Source organism: Vibrio paucivorans, assembly GCF_054053395.1.
In genome coordinates, this window is sequence record NZ_CM133230.1 from 613039 (window position 1) to 632696 (window position 19658).

Sequence of the window (19658 nt, forward strand, 5' to 3'; positions counted from 1 at the left end):
TCTTTTGATTAGTGGAATCCTAACATCTCTTTGAGTGTTTTAAGGTAGCGCCTGCTGACCGGAACGGGATGATCGCTGACCGTGACTATTTCTGCCAACCCATTCTCTAGCAGCTTAATTTCTTTTATCGCTTTGATGTTCACTAAGTACTGACGGTGGCAGCGCACCAACGGTGTTTTCTCTTCTAACACCTTTAATGTCAGTTGGCTGGTGGCTTTTTGGTCGTGAGTCAAAATGGTTACACCGCTTATGTCGGTATACGCGCATTCAACATCAGTTGACGGAATGATCATGATCCGGTTGTGACCGATACACGGAACCTGATCTAAAGTTTGAGGGGCGATAGGACTAACGTCGACGCTGCTTTCTTGTCCACTTTTGATAAGGCGCTTAATGGTTTTATTTAGGCGGTGCGTATCAACGGGCTTCAGCAAATAATCAAAGGCATTATCTTCAAAGGCTTGAATTGCATATTGATCGTAAGCCGTTACAAATACCACATTAGGCATCGTATCTGGGTCGAGCATACCCAGTAGTTCAATGCCGGTGATTTGTGGCATCTGGATATCAAGGAATACCACGTCAGGTTTAAGCTGGTTGATTTTCTTCAGCCCTTCGATGGCATTACTTGCAGTATCTATAACCGTGACTTTCCCTGTTTCTTCAAGTAGCTCTGAAAGTTCTTCTCGAGCAAATAATTCGTCATCAATAACCAGAGCTGAAAGCATGTAACTACCTTACTGTTGTCCATGTGATAGCGGCGGAATGATAAAGCTCATTCGTGTGTATTGGTTCTGTTCCACGTCAATTTTTAGCGCTGCGTCACGGCCAAATTTGTTGGTGAGACGCTTATCAACAATTTGCATCCCAAGCCCTGCATGATCGATCTGCGGGGTTTGGTAGTTGCCAGCATTGTCTTCTACTACAATGCGATGACCGCCTTGCAATGTAGGCTGGTTGTATATCCTTACTCGACCATTTTCGAGTAACTGGGAAGTGCCGTGCTTAATCGCATTCTCTACTAATGGCTGCAAAGTAAAGCTTGGCAGATTTCGTTCAAGAAGCGAGTCATCGATATTGATGTCGATGTCTAATCGGTCTGTGAAACGGGCTTTTTCGATGGTGAGGTAGGCGTTAACGTGCGCTAACTCTTCACGAAGTGTAACGGTTTCAATATCCTTTTTAAGGTTACTACGGAAAAAATGGGAGAGATGCTGGATCAGTTCTCTTGCCTTATCTGGGTCGCGACGAATCACTGCGCTGATGGTATTAAGCGCATTAAATAAGAAGTGTGGATTGACCTGAGCATGTAACAGCTTGATTTCAGCTTGCGACAGTAAGATTTGCTTCTGTTGATAGTCACCATAGAGGATTTGGCTAGACAGGAGTTGAGCAATCCCTTCCGCCATCGACATATTGATGGTCGAGAACAGTTTTCTTTTCGGCTCATACAGCTTAATCGTACCGATAACTCTATCCCCAGCCCTCAATGGAATGATCAGAGCAGAACCAAGTTTACAGTCGGATGAAATGGAGCACTGATACGGTGTTTCTTTGCCGTCGAGATAAATGATGTCGTTCTTATGAATGGCATCTAAGGTACTTTGAGAAGAAATGGGTGTGTCGGGTTTATGGTGATCGTCCCCAATTCCGACAAAGGCTAATATCTTATTGTCATCAGTGATAGACACTGCACCTACATTGGTTTCTTCATAGACAATTCGAGCAATTTTTTCTGCGTTTTGACTATTGAAGCCAGAGGCCAAGATGCCGACAGAACGCTCTGCAATGTTTAATGCTCGGCGTGAGAAGGTTGCTGAGTATTCTTCGAAGATAGTTTTTCTGTCTTGTAGAATACTCATAAACAAGGCCGCGCCCACAGAGTTGGCAATGATCATTGGAGCCGCAATGTCTGAGACAAGTGCGTACGCTTGATCAAATGGTTTAGCGACAATCAAAATGATGACCATTTGGGCGATTTCTGCCACGAGTGTTATCGAGAACACCACGCTTGGGTTGAAAAGCTGGCTGGTTTTACCGCGGCGTATTAAGTAGATATGAAGTAGACCACCGATTAGCCCCTCTGCGGTGGTCGAGATCGCACAAGCCAAGTCAGTAAAACCACCCAGTGAGTATCTGTGTAAGCCGCCAGTTAATCCCACCAGAGTGCCGATAACAGGGCCACCAAATAGGCCGCCCATCACGGCTCCAATTGCCCGTGTATTTGCAATGGCATCATTGATCTGCAAACCAAAATAGGTACCCATGATACAAAACAGCGAGAACATTACGTAAATACTGACTTTGTGACTCAGACGGTTGGAGATGCTTAATAGCGGCAGAAAAATAGGGGTCTTACTCAACATATATGCGAGTACAAGGTAAACACACATTTGTTGCAGCAGAGAGAGAACGAGATCCATAGTCGCTTCCGTATTTATCTCATGAAAGGCCGAAATTATATTGCCTAGATAAGGTAATTTTAGAGAAGAAAGTCATAATAAAACACGGCTGAGTTAAGGTTTTTTAAATTAGTGACTTGTTATAGTAAGTGTAAATTTATTTTTACATTAAATGTTTTTAAATATTTACACTTGCAAAATGTTCTGTGGCTGTTATTTTGTTGATCATTGGCTGGTGAGATGAGTTATTACTTACTGGTGTAAAGAATTAAATACAGGTGTCGTTATGCAAAAGAGTGAACTGAGTAATATTAATATTAGTGATGAACAGGTACTGATTACCCCAGAGGAGCTAAAGGCTAAGCTACCTTTGAGCGATAAAGCACGACGCTTTATTCAGGAATCACGTGAAACCATCGCTAATATCATCCATAAGAAAGATCATCGTCTATTGGTGGTTTGTGGCCCTTGTTCAATTCACGATATTGACGCAGCAAAAGATTACGCTAAGCGCTTGAAAGCTTTGTCTGCAGTACTTAATGATCAACTGTACATCGTGATGCGTGTGTACTTTGAAAAGCCTCGTACCACGGTAGGCTGGAAAGGCCTAATCAACGATCCACATTTGGATGGGACATTCGATATTGAGCACGGTCTTCATGTTGGCCGTCAGCTTCTGGTAGAGCTTGCTGAAATGGAGATCCCACTAGCGACTGAAGCGTTGGACCCAATTAGTCCACAATACTTAGCAGATACATTCAGCTGGGCAGCGATTGGTGCTCGTACCACTGAATCGCAAACTCACCGTGAGATGGCAAGTGGTTTGTCTATGCCGATCGGCTTTAAGAACGGAACTGACGGCAGTTTAGCAACGGCAATTAACGCGATGCAGGCTGCTTCTTCAAGCCACCGTTTCATGGGAATTAACCGAGAAGGGCAAGTCGCGCTTCTCACTACGCAAGGTAACCCAAATGGTCATGTCATTCTTCGTGGTGGTAAACAGACTAATTACGATTCTGTTTCGGTTACCGAGTGTGAGCAGGAAATGGCAAAATCTGACCTAGACGCTTCGTTAATGGTGGATTGTAGCCATGCGAACTCACGTAAAGACTACCGTCGTCAGCCGTTGGTGGCGGAAGATGTGATTCACCAAATTCGCGAAGGCAATAAATCGATTATTGGCTTGATGATTGAAAGCCACATTAATGAAGGTAATCAATCTTCAGACCTAGCGCTTTCAGACATGGAATACGGCGTTTCAATTACCGATGCGTGTATCAATTGGGATTCAACTGAGGCACTATTACGTCATGCACACGAAGAGCTAGTGCCGTTTTTAGAAAACCGCCTAAAAGGATAAGAAAGGAAAAAGCATGGCCGTTGAGTTGAACGAATTGCGCGATCAAATTGATGCAGTAGATAAACAGATCCTCAATTTACTGTCTGAGCGATTGTCTTTAGTTGAAAAAGTCGGAGAAGTGAAAAGTGAACACGGCTTACCGATTTATGCGCCAGATCGTGAAGCTGCCATGCTTGCTTCTCGTCGTGCTGAAGCAGAGCGTATCGGCGTTCCGCCTCAACTGATTGAAGATATTCTTCGTCGTACGATGCGTGAATCGTATGCCAGTGAAAAAGACTCAGGCTTTAAGTGCTTAAATCCAGAACTGCGCTCTGTTGTGGTCGTAGGTGGTAATGGCCAGTTAGGTGGCTTGTTTGGCCGAATGTTTACGCTTTCTGGCTATCAAGTAAAAGTACTGGGGAGCCAAGACTGGGACCGCGCTGATGAAATCCTAGAAGGTGCAGGTTTAGTGGTTGTCACTGTGCCTATTCACTTAACTCAAGGTGTGATTGAAAAGCTAGGTCAGTTGCCAGAAGACTGTATTCTATGTGACTTAACCTCAATTAAATCTAAACCGCTCAATGCCATGCTTGAAGCTCACTCTGGCCCAGTTGTTGGGTTGCACCCAATGTTCGGTCCAGACGTAGCAAGTTTAGCTAAGCAGGTGATTGTGTACTGTAATGGCCGCGGCGAAGAAAGCTATCAATGGCTGCTTGAGCAGTTCTCTATTTGGGGAGCGAGTTTGTGTGAAATCGATGCCGCTGAGCACGATCACGGTATGACTCTGATTCAGGCGCTTCGCCACTTTACTTCATTTGCATACGGCCTACACCTTAGTAAAGAGAACCCTAATATCGATAAGCTCCTTCAACTTAGCTCTCCAATTTACCGTCTGGAGCTGGCTATGGTAGGACGTCTGTTTGGGCAAGATCCAAACCTGTATGGCGATATTATTCTTTCTTCCCAAGAGAATATCGACATGATTAAGCGTTTCCACACTTGTTTTGGCGATGCTCTGCGTATTTTGGAGGGGCAGGACAAACAAGCGTTTGTTGAGAGCTTCAACCAAGTGAGTCATTGGTTCGGTGAGTACTCACAGCAGTTTATGAATGAGAGTCAAAACTTGCTTAAGCAGGCCAACGACGCCATTCATCGTGGCTAATCACAACGTGTATCTTGGCCAGAAAAACAAAAAAGAGCTGCAGTGTGCAGCTCTTTTTTTGTTGGCTAGTTTACAGTGGCCGTGGACACTTCTGCGCTAATTTCGTTACTTACGGTATCAATCGAGTGGTCAACATAAGGGTTATTGGTTAGGTTAACTTGTAGGCGCACTACATCATCGATGAGCTTAACCAACGGGGCCCATTTAACTTTATTTTCTTTCTCGAACAAGTAGTCAAAATTTTCTGGCGTCCAATCCATCGTGTACTGAGGGTTTAGAGAATGTCCTACAAAACGGACTTCATAGTGCAGGTGCGGGCCTGTCGAGTTACCTGAATTGCCGCAAGTTGCTATCACATCTCCCTTCGACACAAATTGTCCGCCACGTACTTTGAAGTTCGTTAAATGGGCGTAAGATGTCATAAAGCCAAATGAGTGACGTACAGTGAGGAAGTTGCCAAACCCTTTTGAGCTTGGACGTACGGTTTCTATCACGCCGTCTGCAGGGGCGATAACAGGTTGACCTGGCTTACATGTCAGATCGATACCAGTATGAGTATGGCGTCTGCCTGTTATTGGGTTAGTGCGTCTGCCATAGGAAGAAGAAATGCGTTGGTATTCAACCGGAGAAGCATTCGGGATCAAGCGAAACATCGTCGCTCGTACTGCGGAATCTATCGCGGCTGCATCAATCCTTTCTTCTAAGTTTGAGCCTTCGAGCAGTAATTCATCATTAGCTAACCCCAGTACTGACTCTACATCAAATACTCGTTTACCTAAGATTTGGATTTGATCGCGCTTTTGTTCAAGTTCTTGCGATAGAGAATGAATGGTGTCCACTTGTTCGTTGGATAGCGCTTCGATTTGCGTGCGTTCTTGCTCTGATTGTTCCAATTGCGCCATTGCATGGACGATTTGAGTTTGCAGTTGGGTTTGCTGCTTCAATTGCATTACCAAATAACCTGTTGTAGCGGAAACAGCAGTAATGCAGAGTAGTAAAGAAGATATGAGTGTTTTTTTTCCGACAAAGAAAAGCTGTTCCCCATTGTGAGTGGGAACAGAAATCGTGATTTTTTGCGACATATAAAGCTTGTTAGGTGTGTTCACCCAAATCTGATAAGTGCTCTAGCTCTCTGTGTAACAGGCTATCGTCACCTACATTAAGTTCTACCAACCGCCTCAAGTGTCCAATACTTTCAATATCAATATGATCAATGCTGGCATGAATCACATTGTTTTTGTTGCTAAGTAGTCGCGCGACTAATTGAATAACGACATCACTGTCGGGAAGCGAAAACTGAATATTTGCCGTTGTATCCGTATCAAGCACTTCACCATCGGAATCGACGCTGAGTAACAAGCCGTGCAGGGATAGGTCTTGAATGCTGGCATTAACCACCGTATTGCCCTGCTCAATTGAAGCCGGAGCTTGATAAATAATGCGCGAAAAGCGACGTCTTTCTACCATAGTCATATCTCATCTATTAGCTTGATTCAGTCTCCGCTCTGGTTAAGAGCGAATATTCATCATAGCAAAGCTAAAGTGACATCAACGTGTTGTAGCTCTGAATTCACTCTCATACTTGATGACAGTGAAGGCGCATTGTATAGACCGTAAACAACAAAGGCCGCTAATCTTAGCGGCCTTTGGATAATTTTCAAGCGATATTACTTAGTGATTCGCTTGTACTTGATACGGTGAGGCTCAGCCGCTTGTGCGCCTAGAGTCTGTTTTAGCCACTCACTGTATTCAGTATAGTTGCCTTCGTAGAAGTTCACCTGACCTTCATCACGGTAGTCTAGGATGTGTGTCGCGATACGGTCTAGGAACCAACGGTCGTGCGAGATAACCATTGCACAGCCAGGGAATTCAAGTAACGCCTCTTCTAAAGCACGTAGCGTTTCTACGTCAAGGTCGTTAGTTGGCTCATCGAGTAACAGTACGTTACCGCCAGCTTTAAGCAGCTTAGCAAGGTGCACACGGTTACGTTCACCACCAGATAGCTCGCCAATGATCTTCTGCTGATCTGAGCCTTTGAAGTTAAAGCGAGAACAGTAGGCACGCGCTGGGATTTCGAAATTGTTGATCTTGATGATGTCAGCGCCTTCAGAAATCTCTTGGTATACCGTTTTGGTGTCATCCATTGCATCACGGAACTGATCCACAGAAGCCAGTTTAACGGTTTCACCTAAATCAATCGTACCTGAGTCTGGCGGCTCTGTGCCGCTAAGCATTTTGAATAGCGTTGATTTACCAGCACCGTTGGCACCGATAATACCGACAATCGCACCTTTAGGCATGCTGAACGATAGGTCATCAATCAGAACGCGGCCATCAAATGACTTAGTAAGGTTGCTAACTTCAAGAACTTTATCACCTAGGCGTTCACCTGGCGGAATGAATAGTTCGTTGGTTTCGTTACGCTTCTGGCGATCACCGCTTTGTAATTCTTCAAAACGAGCCATACGTGCTTTCGATTTAGATTGACGACCTTTAGGGTTTTGACGAACCCACTCAAGCTCTTTTTCAATCGTCTTTTGACGAGCTGCTTCTTGCGATGCTTCTTGTTGTAGACGTGCATCTTTTTGCTCTAGCCAAGACGTGTAGTTACCTTCCCATGGAATACCTTCACCACGGTCAAGCTCTAGAATCCAGCCTGCAGCGTTGTCTAAGAAGTAGCGGTCGTGCGTGATTGCCACAACAGTACCGTTATAATCGACAAGGAAGCGTTCAAGCCAGCCCACCGATTCTGCGTCCAAGTGGTTGGTTGGTTCGTCGAGCAGCAGCATGTCTGGCTTTTCAAGTAGAAGACGACAAATCGCAACACGACGGCGCTCACCACCAGATAGGTGTTGAATCTTTGCGTCCCATTCTGGAAGACGTAGTGCGTCTGCAGCGCGCTCAAGAGCGTTTTCTAGGTTGTGACCATCTTTCGCTTGAATTAAGGCTTCAAGCTCACCTTGCTCTTTAGCCAGTGCGTCAAAGTCGGCACCTTCTTCAGCATAAGCAGCATACACTTCATCCAAGCGAGTTAATGCGCCGGCAACATCGGCAACCGCTTCTTCAACGATTTCACGTACAGTTTTTGATTCATCCAATACTGGTTCCTGTGGAAGGTAGCCAACATTTAAACCAGGTTGTGGACGCGCTTCACCATCAATATCAGTATCAATGCCAGCCATAATACGTAGCAGGGTAGATTTACCTGCACCATTAAGACCTAAAACACCAATTTTGGCACCAGGGAAAAAGCTTAGAGAGATGTCTTTTAGAATTTGACGCTTAGGTGGCACAACTTTGCTCACCCGCGACATGGTATATACGTATTCAGCCATTGCCGATCGTTCCTAATCATTAATTTACATAAGGCTGTTATTTTATACCAATCAGAGTCCTTTTGTTACTAGCTAATGGCCTTTTGTCGAACGATTAACCGTTTCTAGATATGGATGTGGTGTTTACAAAATAAGCATCAGAGTGCGTATGTCGCAGTTTTATGAATTTATTATTATTTACAACTAGGCACTTTACATTTATAGCTAGAATTAGCGTAATTAGGATTATCCATTCACCCATCTCAACAGGATGAGAGCCCATGGCGCAATTGAATTTATTTCCGTCGCATCGCATTCTTCGGTCAGTGGCTACATTAAGTACCCTGATCTGCGGCACCGCCTTCGCTAGCTCGGTTTCACACTTGCAAGAGCAGCGCGCAATTTACGATCAGGCGCAGAAACTTTTAGATAATAAACAGGTGGATGAGTATCGAAAACTCAGAGACAAGATCGCTGATTATCCTCTAACTCCGTATGTGGATTATCGGACTTTTCTGGTCGAAATTGATCAGCAAACGCCACAACAAGTAGATGCATTTATTGAATCCCACCAAAGCTTTCCTTTTTCAAACCGAATTCGCGCCCCTTATATCGATGCGCTCGCCAAGCGGGAAGATTGGAAGACTCTAGTTGAATTTCAGCAAACCCTACCAAAGGGGCAAACCTACCAGTGTCATTATTTTAATGCGCTATACCAAACTGGTGACAAAGAGGCTGCATTTACTGGCGCAGAAAAGCTGTGGTTAACAGGGAGCAGCATTGCTGATGCTTGTGACCCACTATTTTCAGCTTGGGATAAAGCGGGCCTGAAAAGCGATGAGTTGGTGTTAGAGAGAATGCTGCTAGCCTTTAAAGAGCGAAACGGTAGCTTGATGAATTATCTTCATAAGCAGTTGGATAGCTCTGAAGCTCAGAAAACCTCCAAGGCGATGAAGGCACTCTATAGCGGGCCTGAGTCTGTCGCTACATTTGCTAAAAAAGCACCTGTGACGGAGTTTAGCCGAGCTCAAACCACCGCTGCGATGAGAAAGTTAGCTCGTAAAGAAGCTGAACTGGCACAACAAGCGTTTGATAGCGTGGTGAAAAGCCAGAAATACCCGCAGAAAGAAAAGCAAGTGCTTGCGGACTATATTGCATTTCGCTTGATCAATACAAAATCCGATAAGCTTGCCAGCTGGCGTGATGGAGCGATAAAAACGACCGCGAATGAAGGGTTAAAAGAGCGTCGAATTCGCCTAGCGATACAGCAATCGGATTGGCAAGGTATCGTGAACTGGATTGAGCTATTACCTAAGTCTCAACAGCAATCACTTCGTTGGCAGTATTGGCTAGGACGTAGTGAGATAGCGCTAGGTGATACGGTGAAGGGAAAAACACGCTTGAACGAACTTGTTGGACAGCGCAATTTCTATAGCGTGGCGGCCGCTTCAGCGGTGCAGCAATCCATTAATTACCCAACCAGCTCTTTGGTGTTAGACAAGAAAGTGGTCGCACCGTATTCACAAGCATTGGTTCGTATTCAAGAATTGATTGATGTCGATAAAATTGCTGCGGCGAAAAGCGAGTGGCGTTGGCTGCTAAGTCATACTAATGTGAATGAAAAAGAGATGCTGGCTGCCTATGCGGCAGACCGAGGTTGGCACCATTTAACCGTTACAGCATCGATTTCCGCAAAACTTTGGGATAATACGCAACTACGCTTCCCAATTGCACACCAGTGGTGGTTTAACTTCTACGGTGAAAAACATGATATCGACCCAATCACTTTAATGTCGTTGGCGCGACAAGAAAGCGCTATGGATATTGAAGCTCGCTCTCCTGTAGGGGCTCGAGGAATCATGCAGATCATGCCTCGCACGGCGAAGTACACGGCTCAAAAGTACAAGCTCTCTTATAACGGTGTGGAAGATTTATATGAAGTGGGCAAAAACATTGAAATCGGCAGTCATTATTTGAATGGTTTGCTGGAGCAATACGACAACAATCGTATTTTTGCTTTGGCGGCATACAATGCTGGCCCTCATCGGGTGAAGCAATGGCGATCTCGCACAGATGAAAAATTGGACGCTTATGCGTTTATTGAAAGTATTCCCTTCAATGAAACGCGCGGCTATGTGCAAAATATTTTGATGTTTGAAACGTACTATCGCGATTTAATGGGTGTGGATGACGCATTTCTTAATGAGCATGAAATCAAAGAAAAATATTGATTCCATTGAAGTGTGAAAAAACTACAATAGATCCACGCATTGTTAAATGAGCAGTCTTATGTCGTTACAACCTGAATACCATGATTGGCAGCAACTGATGGATCTTGTTAAGGAAGCATCCGATAAAGGGCAGCATGAATTATTGCTGACTATGATGCTGACTCCGGACGAACGTGAAGCCTTAATCGCTCGTGCCAACATTGTCTGTGAATTATTGAAAGGGGAGTTATCTCAGCGACAAATTAGTCAGTTGTTAGGGGTGGGGGTTGCAACCATCACTCGAGGTTCGAATGAACTAAAAGCAAAATCTGATCAGGAAAAAGAAGAGATTGCTCAGCTGCTACTGCCAAGTAAATAACTCGCTTTCAAAGTTAGCTCAATCAAAAATGCCAGTACTGATGCTGGCATTTTTATTTTCAGCCCTAAACCACCTACTTCAGTAGGTGGTTATCATTCACTTCGGCTTTGCCTTTATTATCAATGCTGCTTAAGTCTGTTCTGTATTTATCAGAGGCTAACAGAAGTATAAAGATTATACTTCTTCAACAAACTCGATGACTTTGTTCAACTTCTACTTTTTAGCGACGCCATAAGCTCAGCAACGAATAAGTCAAGTAAGACTGTGATGCTAAATCTAGATTCAGGCCGAGGCCCCCTTTTAGGGGGCTCACACAAAGCCACCTTCTTTAGAAGGTGGTAATTTACTGGGTACTGTTCTTAACGGCAGTAAAGCTTCAATATTTACAGATTACTAGGGAAGTGTTCCGGGTTGGTGAATGGAATAAGGGCCAGAATCAAAGCTTGGTGGTAGACGCTGCTGCGAGTCAATTGATGTTTAGTAAGCAGCCCAATCGCGCCGCCTTTCTGTTTGATGTTATCAGTACCAAACACTTCGTCCATTACGTCACCCAGTTCATTTGCATGTTCCAGTTTGACTAGTACCTCTGGTGGTAACATCAAACTAGCCGAACGTGACTCGCCTCTGTGAGTTGCCGACTCGATGACCATCCAAGCAAATGTCACATTGTCTTCTATTCCCGCTTCTAAACCGACAAAAAAATCACCTTGGGTTGCTGCTTTAGCATTGCGAACACGGTTTAACGCACCTAAGTGCGTTTCTTGGTTGGTCATCGGTTGGTCTGCGACTTCACTCGCGACATTAATACCGACAAACTCAAACTCTTGACTGGTAAAAGCGCTGTTGAACGCACTCTCTACCGCTTTAATCTTGGCTGGATTAAGCGAAGCTATGACGACTTTCTTTGCTGACATCTTGTGTTCCTTGTCGCTCTATATTATGCAGTTGATATAGCTGGTGGACTTTTAGTGGTTCACCAAAATAGAAGCCTTGCATGTAATCACAGTTATATTCGGATAGCCAGTAATACATTTCTGCACTCTCAATCCCTTCCGCAGTCACTACCATTGACTGGGAATGACACAGTTCAACTAATGGCTTGATCACTTTTTGGTTGTTGGTTTTTATCAGTGTTTCTAGGAAGTATCGGTCGAGTTTAATTTTCTGAACCGGGTACTCTACCAATTGCGTGATTGATGTATAACCTGAGCCAAAGTCATCAATCGCTAACTTATATCCCTGCAGAGAAAGCTCGTGCAGTAGTGGGAAGCTTTGTGAATCAGAGGCAAAAGTCTCGGTGATCTCGAAATCGATTAAGTGCGGTTTTACGTTGGATAATACCGCTTGCTGCTGGATGTAATTTGCCAGCTGAAGCGAATCTAACTCTGCCGATGAGAGGTTAATTGAAAGTTGAATCGGCGAATTAAACTGGCTCTGAATCGAAGTGAAATCAGCAAAAGCAGTCTTGATGACCCATCGATCTATCTTACCGAATAAGCCTGTCTGTTCTGCAATAGGAATAAATTCACTCGGAGAAACGTCCCCAAGCTTCACTGAGTTCCAGCGCAGTAAGGCTTCAACACCTACAACAGTACATGCACTTTTATCAAAATAAGGTTGATAGAGCAGTTCGAACTCTTGATCAAAGTTACCATTACGCAGAGCTCGTTCGACTTGAGTTCGCCTCTGAATGACAAGATCAAGGTCTTTGGAGTAGTGAGCGATTTGGTTTTTTCCTGCACGCTTAGCCTGATACATAGCGGTATCGGCATTGGAGATCAGCTTATTGACCTTATGTCCGTCTTCAGGGAAGGTTGCTATACCCACACTCGCCGTAATAGGGAGGTTACCAAGCGGGCTAATACTGTTGTTCTGAATCGGGTCAAGCAGCTGTCTAGCGAATTGCTCAATCACGTGGTTTTCATTTTCATAGTGTTTTGACGAAACAAAAATCGCGAACTCATCGCCCGAGAGACGAGAGGCTAAGCATTTAATTTGATGATTTTCTTCAAATTCACTAGTCAGAGCTTGAACGTGGTTAGCAAAACTGATCAGTAGATGATCGCCTGCTTGATGGCCGTACTTATCATTGACGTACTTAAAGTTGTCTAAATCGATGTACAAGATCCAGGCTTGTTTAGTGGCAAAGGTATTGATCAAAGCTCTTTCTACGTATTGCTGGAACTGGTGACGATTGGCCAGTTGAGTTAGGTGGTCGTTTTCAGCCAGAGCTTTAGTTTTTTGATAAGTGGTATCTAGCTCGTTGTACATGTCATAGAAGCGTCGTGATAGATGCGCAATTTCGTCCTCAGAGTAGAGGATCTCAATATTCTTTCTTTGATTGTTCTCGACTTGTTTTAGCTGTTTATCGAGTTTAGATATTGGGCTTATCACATGTCGATAAAGCAAGAAGAGCAGGATTAACACGGTAAAGAGTGACGATAAACCAAAGGCGATTGCTAGGTTTTTACCAATCGCTTGTACTTTGGCTTGAATCAGAAATCGCGCTGGATCTAACGTAGCGTAGAAGCCAGATTGGAGCTCGACGGTTTGAGTGAGAGCCGTCTTTTTAGGTAATGGTTCTTCAGTGAAGAAAATCGTACTTTTGTTATCGAATTCGATTTTCTTGCGGAGTTGGTTGAACTGCTCTAGGGACACGCAAACAACCACAAAAAAGATATCGTTGCGGTTATAGCTAAGTGGTGAGCTGAGCGTGTTTTTATCTAACGCTTCATAGCGAACTAGTACCCCAGCGCCTTGTGAGTTCTGAGTATAGCCCGTGTGCGATGTTCGGCCTGTCGTGTTAAATATCTCCTTGGTGTAAGCCAAGATTTTTGGGTCGAGCTGAGCAAAGGGGTCACTGCTTGTATCGGCGTAATATTGTGGCTCTTTATTCCCATCCAAAATAGCGAGGCCGGTAAACTTTTGTTCTCCAGCTTGCAGAGTGGAAAGGGTGCTTTGTAGATTGGCAATCAATTCTAATGAGCGGTAGGAATTACCTTCGTTATAAATGTAGTGCCTAATGATATCGCTTTTGGTGAGAGTAAAAGCATAGCTGTTGAGAGACGTTACCGCTTGGCGAAAGTGCCCAGCAAGTTTTTCCATGCTGAGTTGCAGGTAGCTATCTTCTCGCTTAAGTAGCGCGTCTTTTTGACTGGCGTAAATAGTGTAACTGGACATCGCTGCACTGAGTGCGATTACTGGGGCGACGAGCAGTAAAATTCTAGTATTGAGCTTCATGACGTTTGAGAATGTTGTTGATGATTTTGGCTCGAGTACCTATGTTTTCTGCGGATAGCTCGCTATCCATCCAGGCTTGATCAAGCTGTAGTTGATTTGGAAACAATGAAGGATCATTGAGGTAACTGTTTGGCAAGTAAGCTTTGGCGCTCTTATTCGGCGTCGCCGCTTTAATATAGTTTGCATTGCTTGCTGCAATTTCAGGATCCATTAGATAGCTAAGTAACGCCTTAGCTAGGAGTTTATTTTTTGAATGGCTACTCACGGCAAGACAGTCTACCCAAATAAAGGGTTTTCCTTGTGGCAAAACGTATGCCCAGTCGTTATCGACATAGAAACGATTGAGGGAATATTGATCGCCACTATAAGCCAGTGCCATGTGCAATTTATCCGCTTCTCGATGACTGCGAATGTAACTCAGGACATACTCGTATGTCAGGACACCTTCATTAAACGTTTTCAGTTTGTCGTAAGCTAGGCGTAATGACGCTTCATTGCTAGTGAGTGGAGATAAACCAAGGCTGTTGAGAGCTGGAAGCAGGGTTTCGACGCTGTCATTAAGCATTCCAATATGCCCGTTTAATGCATCGTCAGGGCGCATGAAGTCAGCCCAAGTTTGTGGTGGGTTAGCGACTTGGCTTTTTCGGTATACTACGCCGACAGTTCCCCAAAAGTATGGAACAGCATGAGTTCCACAAGCCTCTAGCCAGATGTTGGCATTGTGGCCTCTGTTGGGGAGCTCAGTCAGGTTCTCAAGCACATCATCTCGCGCATACATCTGCGCCGAAACATTGTCTAGTACAACAACGTCAAAAGGCAGCCGAATACTATTTAGCATCAATAAGCTACGTTCGTCATCGTTGTCGAAGTGGGCAAGCTTTAGTGGCGTTTGTGTCTGTACTTCCCATCCACTGATTACTTCAGGTGCAATAGTGTCTTCCCACATGTAGAGGTTCAGCTCTGAAGCGTGGGAAAAAGTTGAGTGTACCAGTGAGCAAAATAGAAATGTTGTTGTCCGTAACAGCTTCATTTGCGAGGTTGCCTTTTCGCATCCATGTGTATCGAAGCAAGATAAAGGCTGTCAGAACAAAAAACTGACACTTCTTTATATGCAACCAAAGCATTAGTCTATGGTTTGTATAGAGGAGTGTCAGATTTTTTAGTCAAATGTTTGACTAAGGTAGGGTTATTGGATCTTTACCTGGGTCGGTTTGACATTTTCGCTCGGATAACATCCCAAAACTTTTAAGTGTTTGGTGATTTTAGTGAGCTCATGAATTGCCGATTGCATCTCTTGAGAGTCAAGGTGCGACTGTAAATCCACATAGAACATCTCTTCCCACGGATTACCCATAATAGGACGTGACTCCAGTTTGGTCATATTGATGCCGTAGCGCTGAAGTACCAGCAAGGTTTCAACCAGTGAGCCAGCCTCTTGTGACGTTGACATGATTACTGTTGTTTTAGCTGGAATCTGCTGCGAGACTTCCACTGGTTTTCTTGCGACCACGATAAAGCGAGTGTGGTTCTCTGTTTGGTTAGCGATGTTCCCTTGAATTGGTTGGAGTCCGTAAAGCTTGCCACTTGATGCGTTACCAATAGCAGCAATATCACTACGGTTAAGCTCTTTTACTTTTTGCATGGCGTCTGCAGTACTTGCACAAGACTCTAACTTCACCCCTTTCATACGGCTGAGAAATTCACTGCATTGCTGGTGTGGCTGAGGGTGAGAATACAAGGTGGTGATATCTTCGAGGCGAATATCGGTTGTTGCAACTAGGCAGTGCTCAATAGGTTGAGTAAGTTCGCCTACAATGTACAGCGTGGTGTGCTGTAGTAAGTCGTACACTTCGTTAATTGAACCCGAGCTCGTGTTTTCAATTGGTAGCACGCCGTAATCGGCATGGCCTGACTCAACGGTATTCGCCACTTCTTTAAAGTGCTCACAGTTTAGTTCTATAAGTTCAGTATTTTTACGGCTGAAGAACTCGCGACTTGCCAAGTGCGAGTAAGATCCTTTTGAACCTAGAAACGCCACACGCGCAAGCGGCTTGCGACTTTGCTGAGGATTAGCCAGATTTTGAAGGTATGACTGTTGCAGTAATACTGAATCTTCAATGATGGAATGGAACAGTTTAGTAATGTACTGGGCATCTAAATCGTATTTATCTTTGCCGTTGTTGATCAGTTTTACCAACAGCTGTTGCTCACGATCTGCATCTCGCACTGGCTTAGATGTTTCTACTTTGCTTTTTGCTACTTCTATGCTCATTTTACGGCGCTCGGAAAGCAAATAGAGCAGTTGGTCATCCAGTTCGTTTAGACGTAAACGAATTTCATCGAGCGAGTATTGTCTGTCAGTCATGAAAGTGTCCTTTATAAAAAAGCCTCCCTGTTGGGAGGCTTTCTGTTCGTTTTTGACTTGTTTCTTACAAACGACTCCGCCTCCAAAGGTTATTGGAGAAAAAAGAAGTCAAAAAAGAACAGGTGGTTATTCATAGTAATGAGTCAAGTATGTTTGCCTGTAAACACAATAGCAATCTGACATAGAGCGTCAAGCAAAAAAATAGCGCCTTTCGGCGCTATTTTTTTATTTCTCTCTTTCTATTCTTCTTCAAGCTCTAGCTCTGGTTTTTCAGAGCGTCGCGCCTCTGGTTTATGGCGCAGTTTGTTTAGCTGACGTTCTAGTTTCTGTTCTACCTCGTTAACGGCAGCGTATAAATCTTCGTGGGTAGCGGATGCGATGAGTTGTCCTTTAGGAACTGTGATTACCGCTTCAAATTTCTTTTGCTTGTTTGGCTCTTCACTAAAGCTTGCTTGGCAACCAATGATGTCTACTTGCCACTTTTCTAGTTTTTTAAATTTGCTCTCAATGTGATCACGGATTGCAGAGGTGATGTCGATATTTTTACCAGTGATGTTTACTTTCATAGATGTTTTCCTCTGTGTCATCCCTCATGGGTTAACTCCAGATTACTCATCCATGGCTAAAAGAATGTGATCTAGATCATTATTTTCGGCGGGGTTTTAGGCTTTAAAACTAAATGTGATCTTACGCAAAGAGTGTCATTTTTTTCGCTAGAAAAAGCTTGTTATTCCTAATGAAGTGATTAGATTGGGAAGGGTAACGTGCTAAAAATCTTCCGCTTTTTAGGGACCAAGTACAGCCCTAAAAAAGTGCCTGTATGTTTCCTACCCAACCTAAACTGTGAGCTTGCTCTCTCGCTAAGCGGCAATGAACCGCTATTCGAATCTAACTAACTTCAATCAATTACTCGGCAAAATAAACTTTGGGCTATTCACACTGGCATTACGCTTAGTTCTAATCTGTTCTAGTGAAGAAAGCTGTTTGTACACCACATACTAACGATTGATGTTAGCTACGTAAGTCACAGGTTCCCTGCCAATGTTACGCCTAGTGATTACCTCAACATTTTTAAACCAAACATTGGGGTCGTAACCGTGTTTTTTTGCTAGGCGGCGCATTTTCCTAATGTTCGCTGGGCCCGCATTGTACGCAGCCAGAGTAAAGTAGACTTGGTCATCGCTGCCTATATCATCATCAGAGAAATACCTGTCCTGAATAAAGCGCATGTACTTAACGCCGGCGTGGATATTGTTATCAACCTTATGGATGTTTGGAATATTGACGTTGGGATCTTTGGCTGTACTGGGAAGTACTTGCATAACACCCACGGCGCCTTTATGAGAAACTTTACTCTGGTCTAACCCAGACTCTTGAAAACCTTGGGCTGACATCATCAAAGGATCAAAGGCATATTCACCAGAGTAGTGTTCAAATATGGAATACAGAGACTCTAGTCGTGCAATTTTATTTGGGTTTAAAAGACGTTTTAGCCAGCGAGTGTCATCTATGTACTTACCGTAAATGACATTACCCAATAATGTCCCAGAGCGTGCTGAGCGTAAGTATTGATCGACGACTTTTTTTAGTTCAGGGCTTTGCTTTCTCATTGCCCAAGCGATTTGCCCATCACTACGTAGGGGCAAGTTGCTATGAACAACCAAGTTATCCATTACATTCATCCATAGTTCTGTTTTATGGCTATCAAGTACAGTTGCTTTGATGTGTCCGAGATTAACCATCTCAATCAGCTCGTAGTCTTGCAGCGTCTCCTCAATAAAGTTGATAACGATAGGTGGGAGATCGAGCTCATCAAGTTTAGCGTTGACGGCTTGTAAGCTTTCAAAGTAACTGGAACTGGCTCTGACCCAAACCTCTTTACCACTTAGATCTTCAATGCGCTCGATCGCTGGATAGGATTTTGATGTCACTAGAAATTCTTGGACATTCCTAATTACGGGCGCACTAAAGTCAACGAACTGCTGGCGACTTTCAGTAATGGTTAAGTTTGCAACTGCGAGATCACCATGTCCGCTTGCGATGGATGGGATTAAGTCGTCACGGTGAATAGGAATAACTTGTAGATTTAGGTAAGGGGAGCTTTTTTTAAGCTGCTTTTCGAAGTGATATAACAGTTCAGCGATGATGCCTTTAGGCCTTCCACCTTCTATATAGTAGAACCCTAAATCTGCAGAAACGAGAACCCTAATAACGCCTTTTTTCTTCAGTTCACTGAAATCACCATCATACGGGTCGTTACTTAATGGAGATAACTCTAAAGCGTGACTGGTTGGGCTTGCTGCTAGCATGAAAATCACGAGCAGCATTTGGTGAAATATCCTTTTCACAGCCGACTTCCTTAACCAAGTTTGTTAAATAAAGGTTAAGTCTAAACGGCGAGAACAGCAATATAAGAAAAATAAAAGCCGCCTATATTGTGGCGGCTTTTAGTGAACTAACTCTATGAGTTATTGAGGATTAAGCTCAATCATCTCTTCGGTTCGTGCAACGGCATCTTCTAATCCCAATTGCTTATACGCTTCAAGTTGGATCGTTAAAGATTTGCGAGCGGCTTCAGTATTTGGATACGTTTTTTGTAGCTCTTGAGAGCGATTAATCGCTGCAATCCAAGCTTCTCTGCGTAAGTAAAAATCTGCAGTTGCGAGGTCGTATTCTGCTAGACGGTTTTTAAGGGCGAACATACGCTTTTGTGAGTCTTCAGCATATGGGCTATTTGGGTAGCGCTGCAGCAGCTTCTTAAAATCAGCAAAAGCTTTTTTTACTGGTTCAGGATCTCGGTCACTACGATCTATATTGAATAGGTCGTGCATGAAGTTACGATCCTGTGCCATATGGGTAAGACCGCGCATGTACAAAACCCAGTCCATTTTTTCGTGGGTAGGGTTTAAACGGCTAAAGCGTTCAATGGTCGCTAAGCCAAGCGGTAAATCATCGTTTTTGTAGTAGGCGTAGATAAGGTCGAGTTGCACCTGCTCGGAGTACGCACCAAATGGGTAACGAGAATCCAGTGCTTCTAGCTGTTCGATTGCTGTCAGCCAGTTACCGCCTTGTAGAGATAATTGTGCCTCGGAATAAAGCTCAGAAGGCGGTACATCAGGGACAATTTCTTCACTGCTCGAGCAGCCAACTAACAGTGATAAAGCGAGTAAGCCTGATAAAGTTTGGTGTTTCATGTCAGGAGCTGATTCCTTGAATTTAAATATTTCTTAAGCTTCCGTTACTTTCT

General features: G+C 44.0%; 15 protein-coding genes, 1 pseudogene and 1 other annotated feature. Of the genes and pseudogenes, 4 read left to right on the forward strand and 12 right to left on the reverse strand.

The window, feature by feature from the left end; genetic code table 11:
* Positions 1-8: 8 nt before the first annotated feature.
* Positions 9-728, reverse strand: a complete 720-nt coding sequence (gene btsR / locus ACXABW_RS02950; protein ID WP_252029627.1) for a two-component system response regulator BtsR — start codon at positions 726-728, stop codon at positions 9-11.
* A gap of 9 nt (positions 729-737) precedes the next feature.
* On the reverse strand, positions 738-2423 hold the full coding sequence (locus ACXABW_RS02955) for a sensor histidine kinase (RefSeq protein ID WP_252029629.1): 1686 nt from the start codon (positions 2421-2423) through the stop codon (positions 738-740).
* Between the two features lie 265 nt (positions 2424-2688).
* Between ACXABW_RS02955 and ACXABW_RS02960 the strand changes: the two genes are divergently transcribed.
* Positions 2689-3762, forward strand: coding sequence for a 3-deoxy-7-phosphoheptulonate synthase (locus tag ACXABW_RS02960; protein ID WP_252029630.1), 1074 nt, complete (start codon positions 2689-2691; stop codon positions 3760-3762).
* A 13-nt stretch (positions 3763-3775) separates the two neighbouring features.
* Complete coding sequence (tyrA, locus tag ACXABW_RS02965) at positions 3776-4903, forward strand: bifunctional chorismate mutase/prephenate dehydrogenase (protein WP_457523930.1); 1128 nt, start codon at positions 3776-3778, stop codon at positions 4901-4903.
* A gap of 65 nt (positions 4904-4968) precedes the next feature.
* On the opposite strand, the gene ACXABW_RS02970 is transcribed toward tyrA, so the two are convergent.
* From ACXABW_RS02970 to ettA, 3 genes are all read right to left on the reverse strand, one after another.
* Positions 4969-5985 carry a M23 family metallopeptidase gene (locus tag ACXABW_RS02970; RefSeq protein ID WP_457523931.1) on the reverse strand — a complete coding sequence of 339 codons (1017 nt, stop codon included), beginning with the start codon at positions 5983-5985 and terminating at the stop codon, positions 4969-4971.
* Between the two features lie 10 nt (positions 5986-5995).
* The gene (locus tag ACXABW_RS02975; RefSeq protein WP_252030775.1) at positions 5996-6370 is read right to left on the reverse strand and encodes a PilZ domain-containing protein; all 375 of its coding nucleotides are present in this window, start codon (positions 6368-6370) and stop codon (positions 5996-5998) included.
* A 200-nt stretch (positions 6371-6570) separates the two neighbouring features.
* Complete coding sequence (gene ettA, locus ACXABW_RS02980; protein WP_457523932.1) at positions 6571-8238, reverse strand: energy-dependent translational throttle protein EttA; 1668 nt, start codon at positions 8236-8238, stop codon at positions 6571-6573.
* 260 nt (positions 8239-8498) lie between these two features.
* On the opposite strand from ettA, the gene sltY reads away from it, so the two are divergent.
* Positions 8499-10448, forward strand: coding sequence for a murein transglycosylase (gene sltY / locus ACXABW_RS02985; protein ID WP_457523934.1), 1950 nt, complete (start codon positions 8499-8501; stop codon positions 10446-10448).
* 58 nt (positions 10449-10506) lie between these two features.
* Positions 10507-10806, forward strand: coding sequence for a trp operon repressor (trpR, locus tag ACXABW_RS02990; protein ID WP_252029639.1), 300 nt, complete (start codon positions 10507-10509; stop codon positions 10804-10806).
* A 383-nt stretch (positions 10807-11189) separates the two neighbouring features.
* Here trpR and yjjX read toward each other — a convergent pair whose 3' ends face one another.
* The 7 genes and pseudogenes from yjjX to ACXABW_RS03025 form a co-directional block, all read right to left on the reverse strand.
* The gene (gene yjjX / locus ACXABW_RS02995; protein WP_265688419.1) at positions 11190-11720 is read right to left on the reverse strand and encodes an inosine/xanthosine triphosphatase; all 531 of its coding nucleotides are present in this window, start codon (positions 11718-11720) and stop codon (positions 11190-11192) included.
* Positions 11686-14046 (reverse strand): EAL domain-containing protein, encoded by a 2361-nt coding sequence (locus ACXABW_RS03000; RefSeq protein WP_457523936.1) that lies wholly within the window; start codon positions 14044-14046, stop codon positions 11686-11688. The genes yjjX and ACXABW_RS03000 overlap by 35 nt, the downstream gene beginning before the upstream one ends.
* The gene (locus ACXABW_RS03005; protein ID WP_457523938.1) at positions 14030-15076 is read right to left on the reverse strand and encodes a polyamine ABC transporter substrate-binding protein; all 1047 of its coding nucleotides are present in this window, start codon (positions 15074-15076) and stop codon (positions 14030-14032) included. Before ACXABW_RS03005 ends, ACXABW_RS03000 begins: the two co-directional genes overlap by 17 nt.
* Positions 15077-15232: 156 nt before the next feature.
* A complete protein-coding gene (gene pheA / locus ACXABW_RS03010) occupies positions 15233-16411 on the reverse strand; it encodes a prephenate dehydratase (protein WP_252029644.1) in 1179 nt (392 codons plus the stop codon).
* Positions 16412-16423: 12 nt separating this feature from the next.
* Positions 16424-16546 (reverse strand) — a sequence feature (Phe leader region).
* Positions 16547-16650: 104 nt separating this feature from the next.
* Entirely contained in the window at positions 16651-16977 is a 327-nt protein-coding gene (gene hpf / locus ACXABW_RS03015; protein WP_252029645.1) for a ribosome hibernation-promoting factor, HPF/YfiA family, read from the reverse strand.
* Between the two features lie 435 nt (positions 16978-17412).
* Positions 17413-18738 (reverse strand): annotated as a pseudogene (locus ACXABW_RS03020) (transporter substrate-binding domain-containing protein); the annotation flags it as partial.
* A 141-nt stretch (positions 18739-18879) separates the two neighbouring features.
* On the reverse strand, positions 18880-19605 hold the full coding sequence (locus ACXABW_RS03025) for an outer membrane protein assembly factor BamD (protein WP_252029646.1): 726 nt from the start codon (positions 19603-19605) through the stop codon (positions 18880-18882).
* Positions 19606-19658 lie beyond the last annotated feature (53 nt).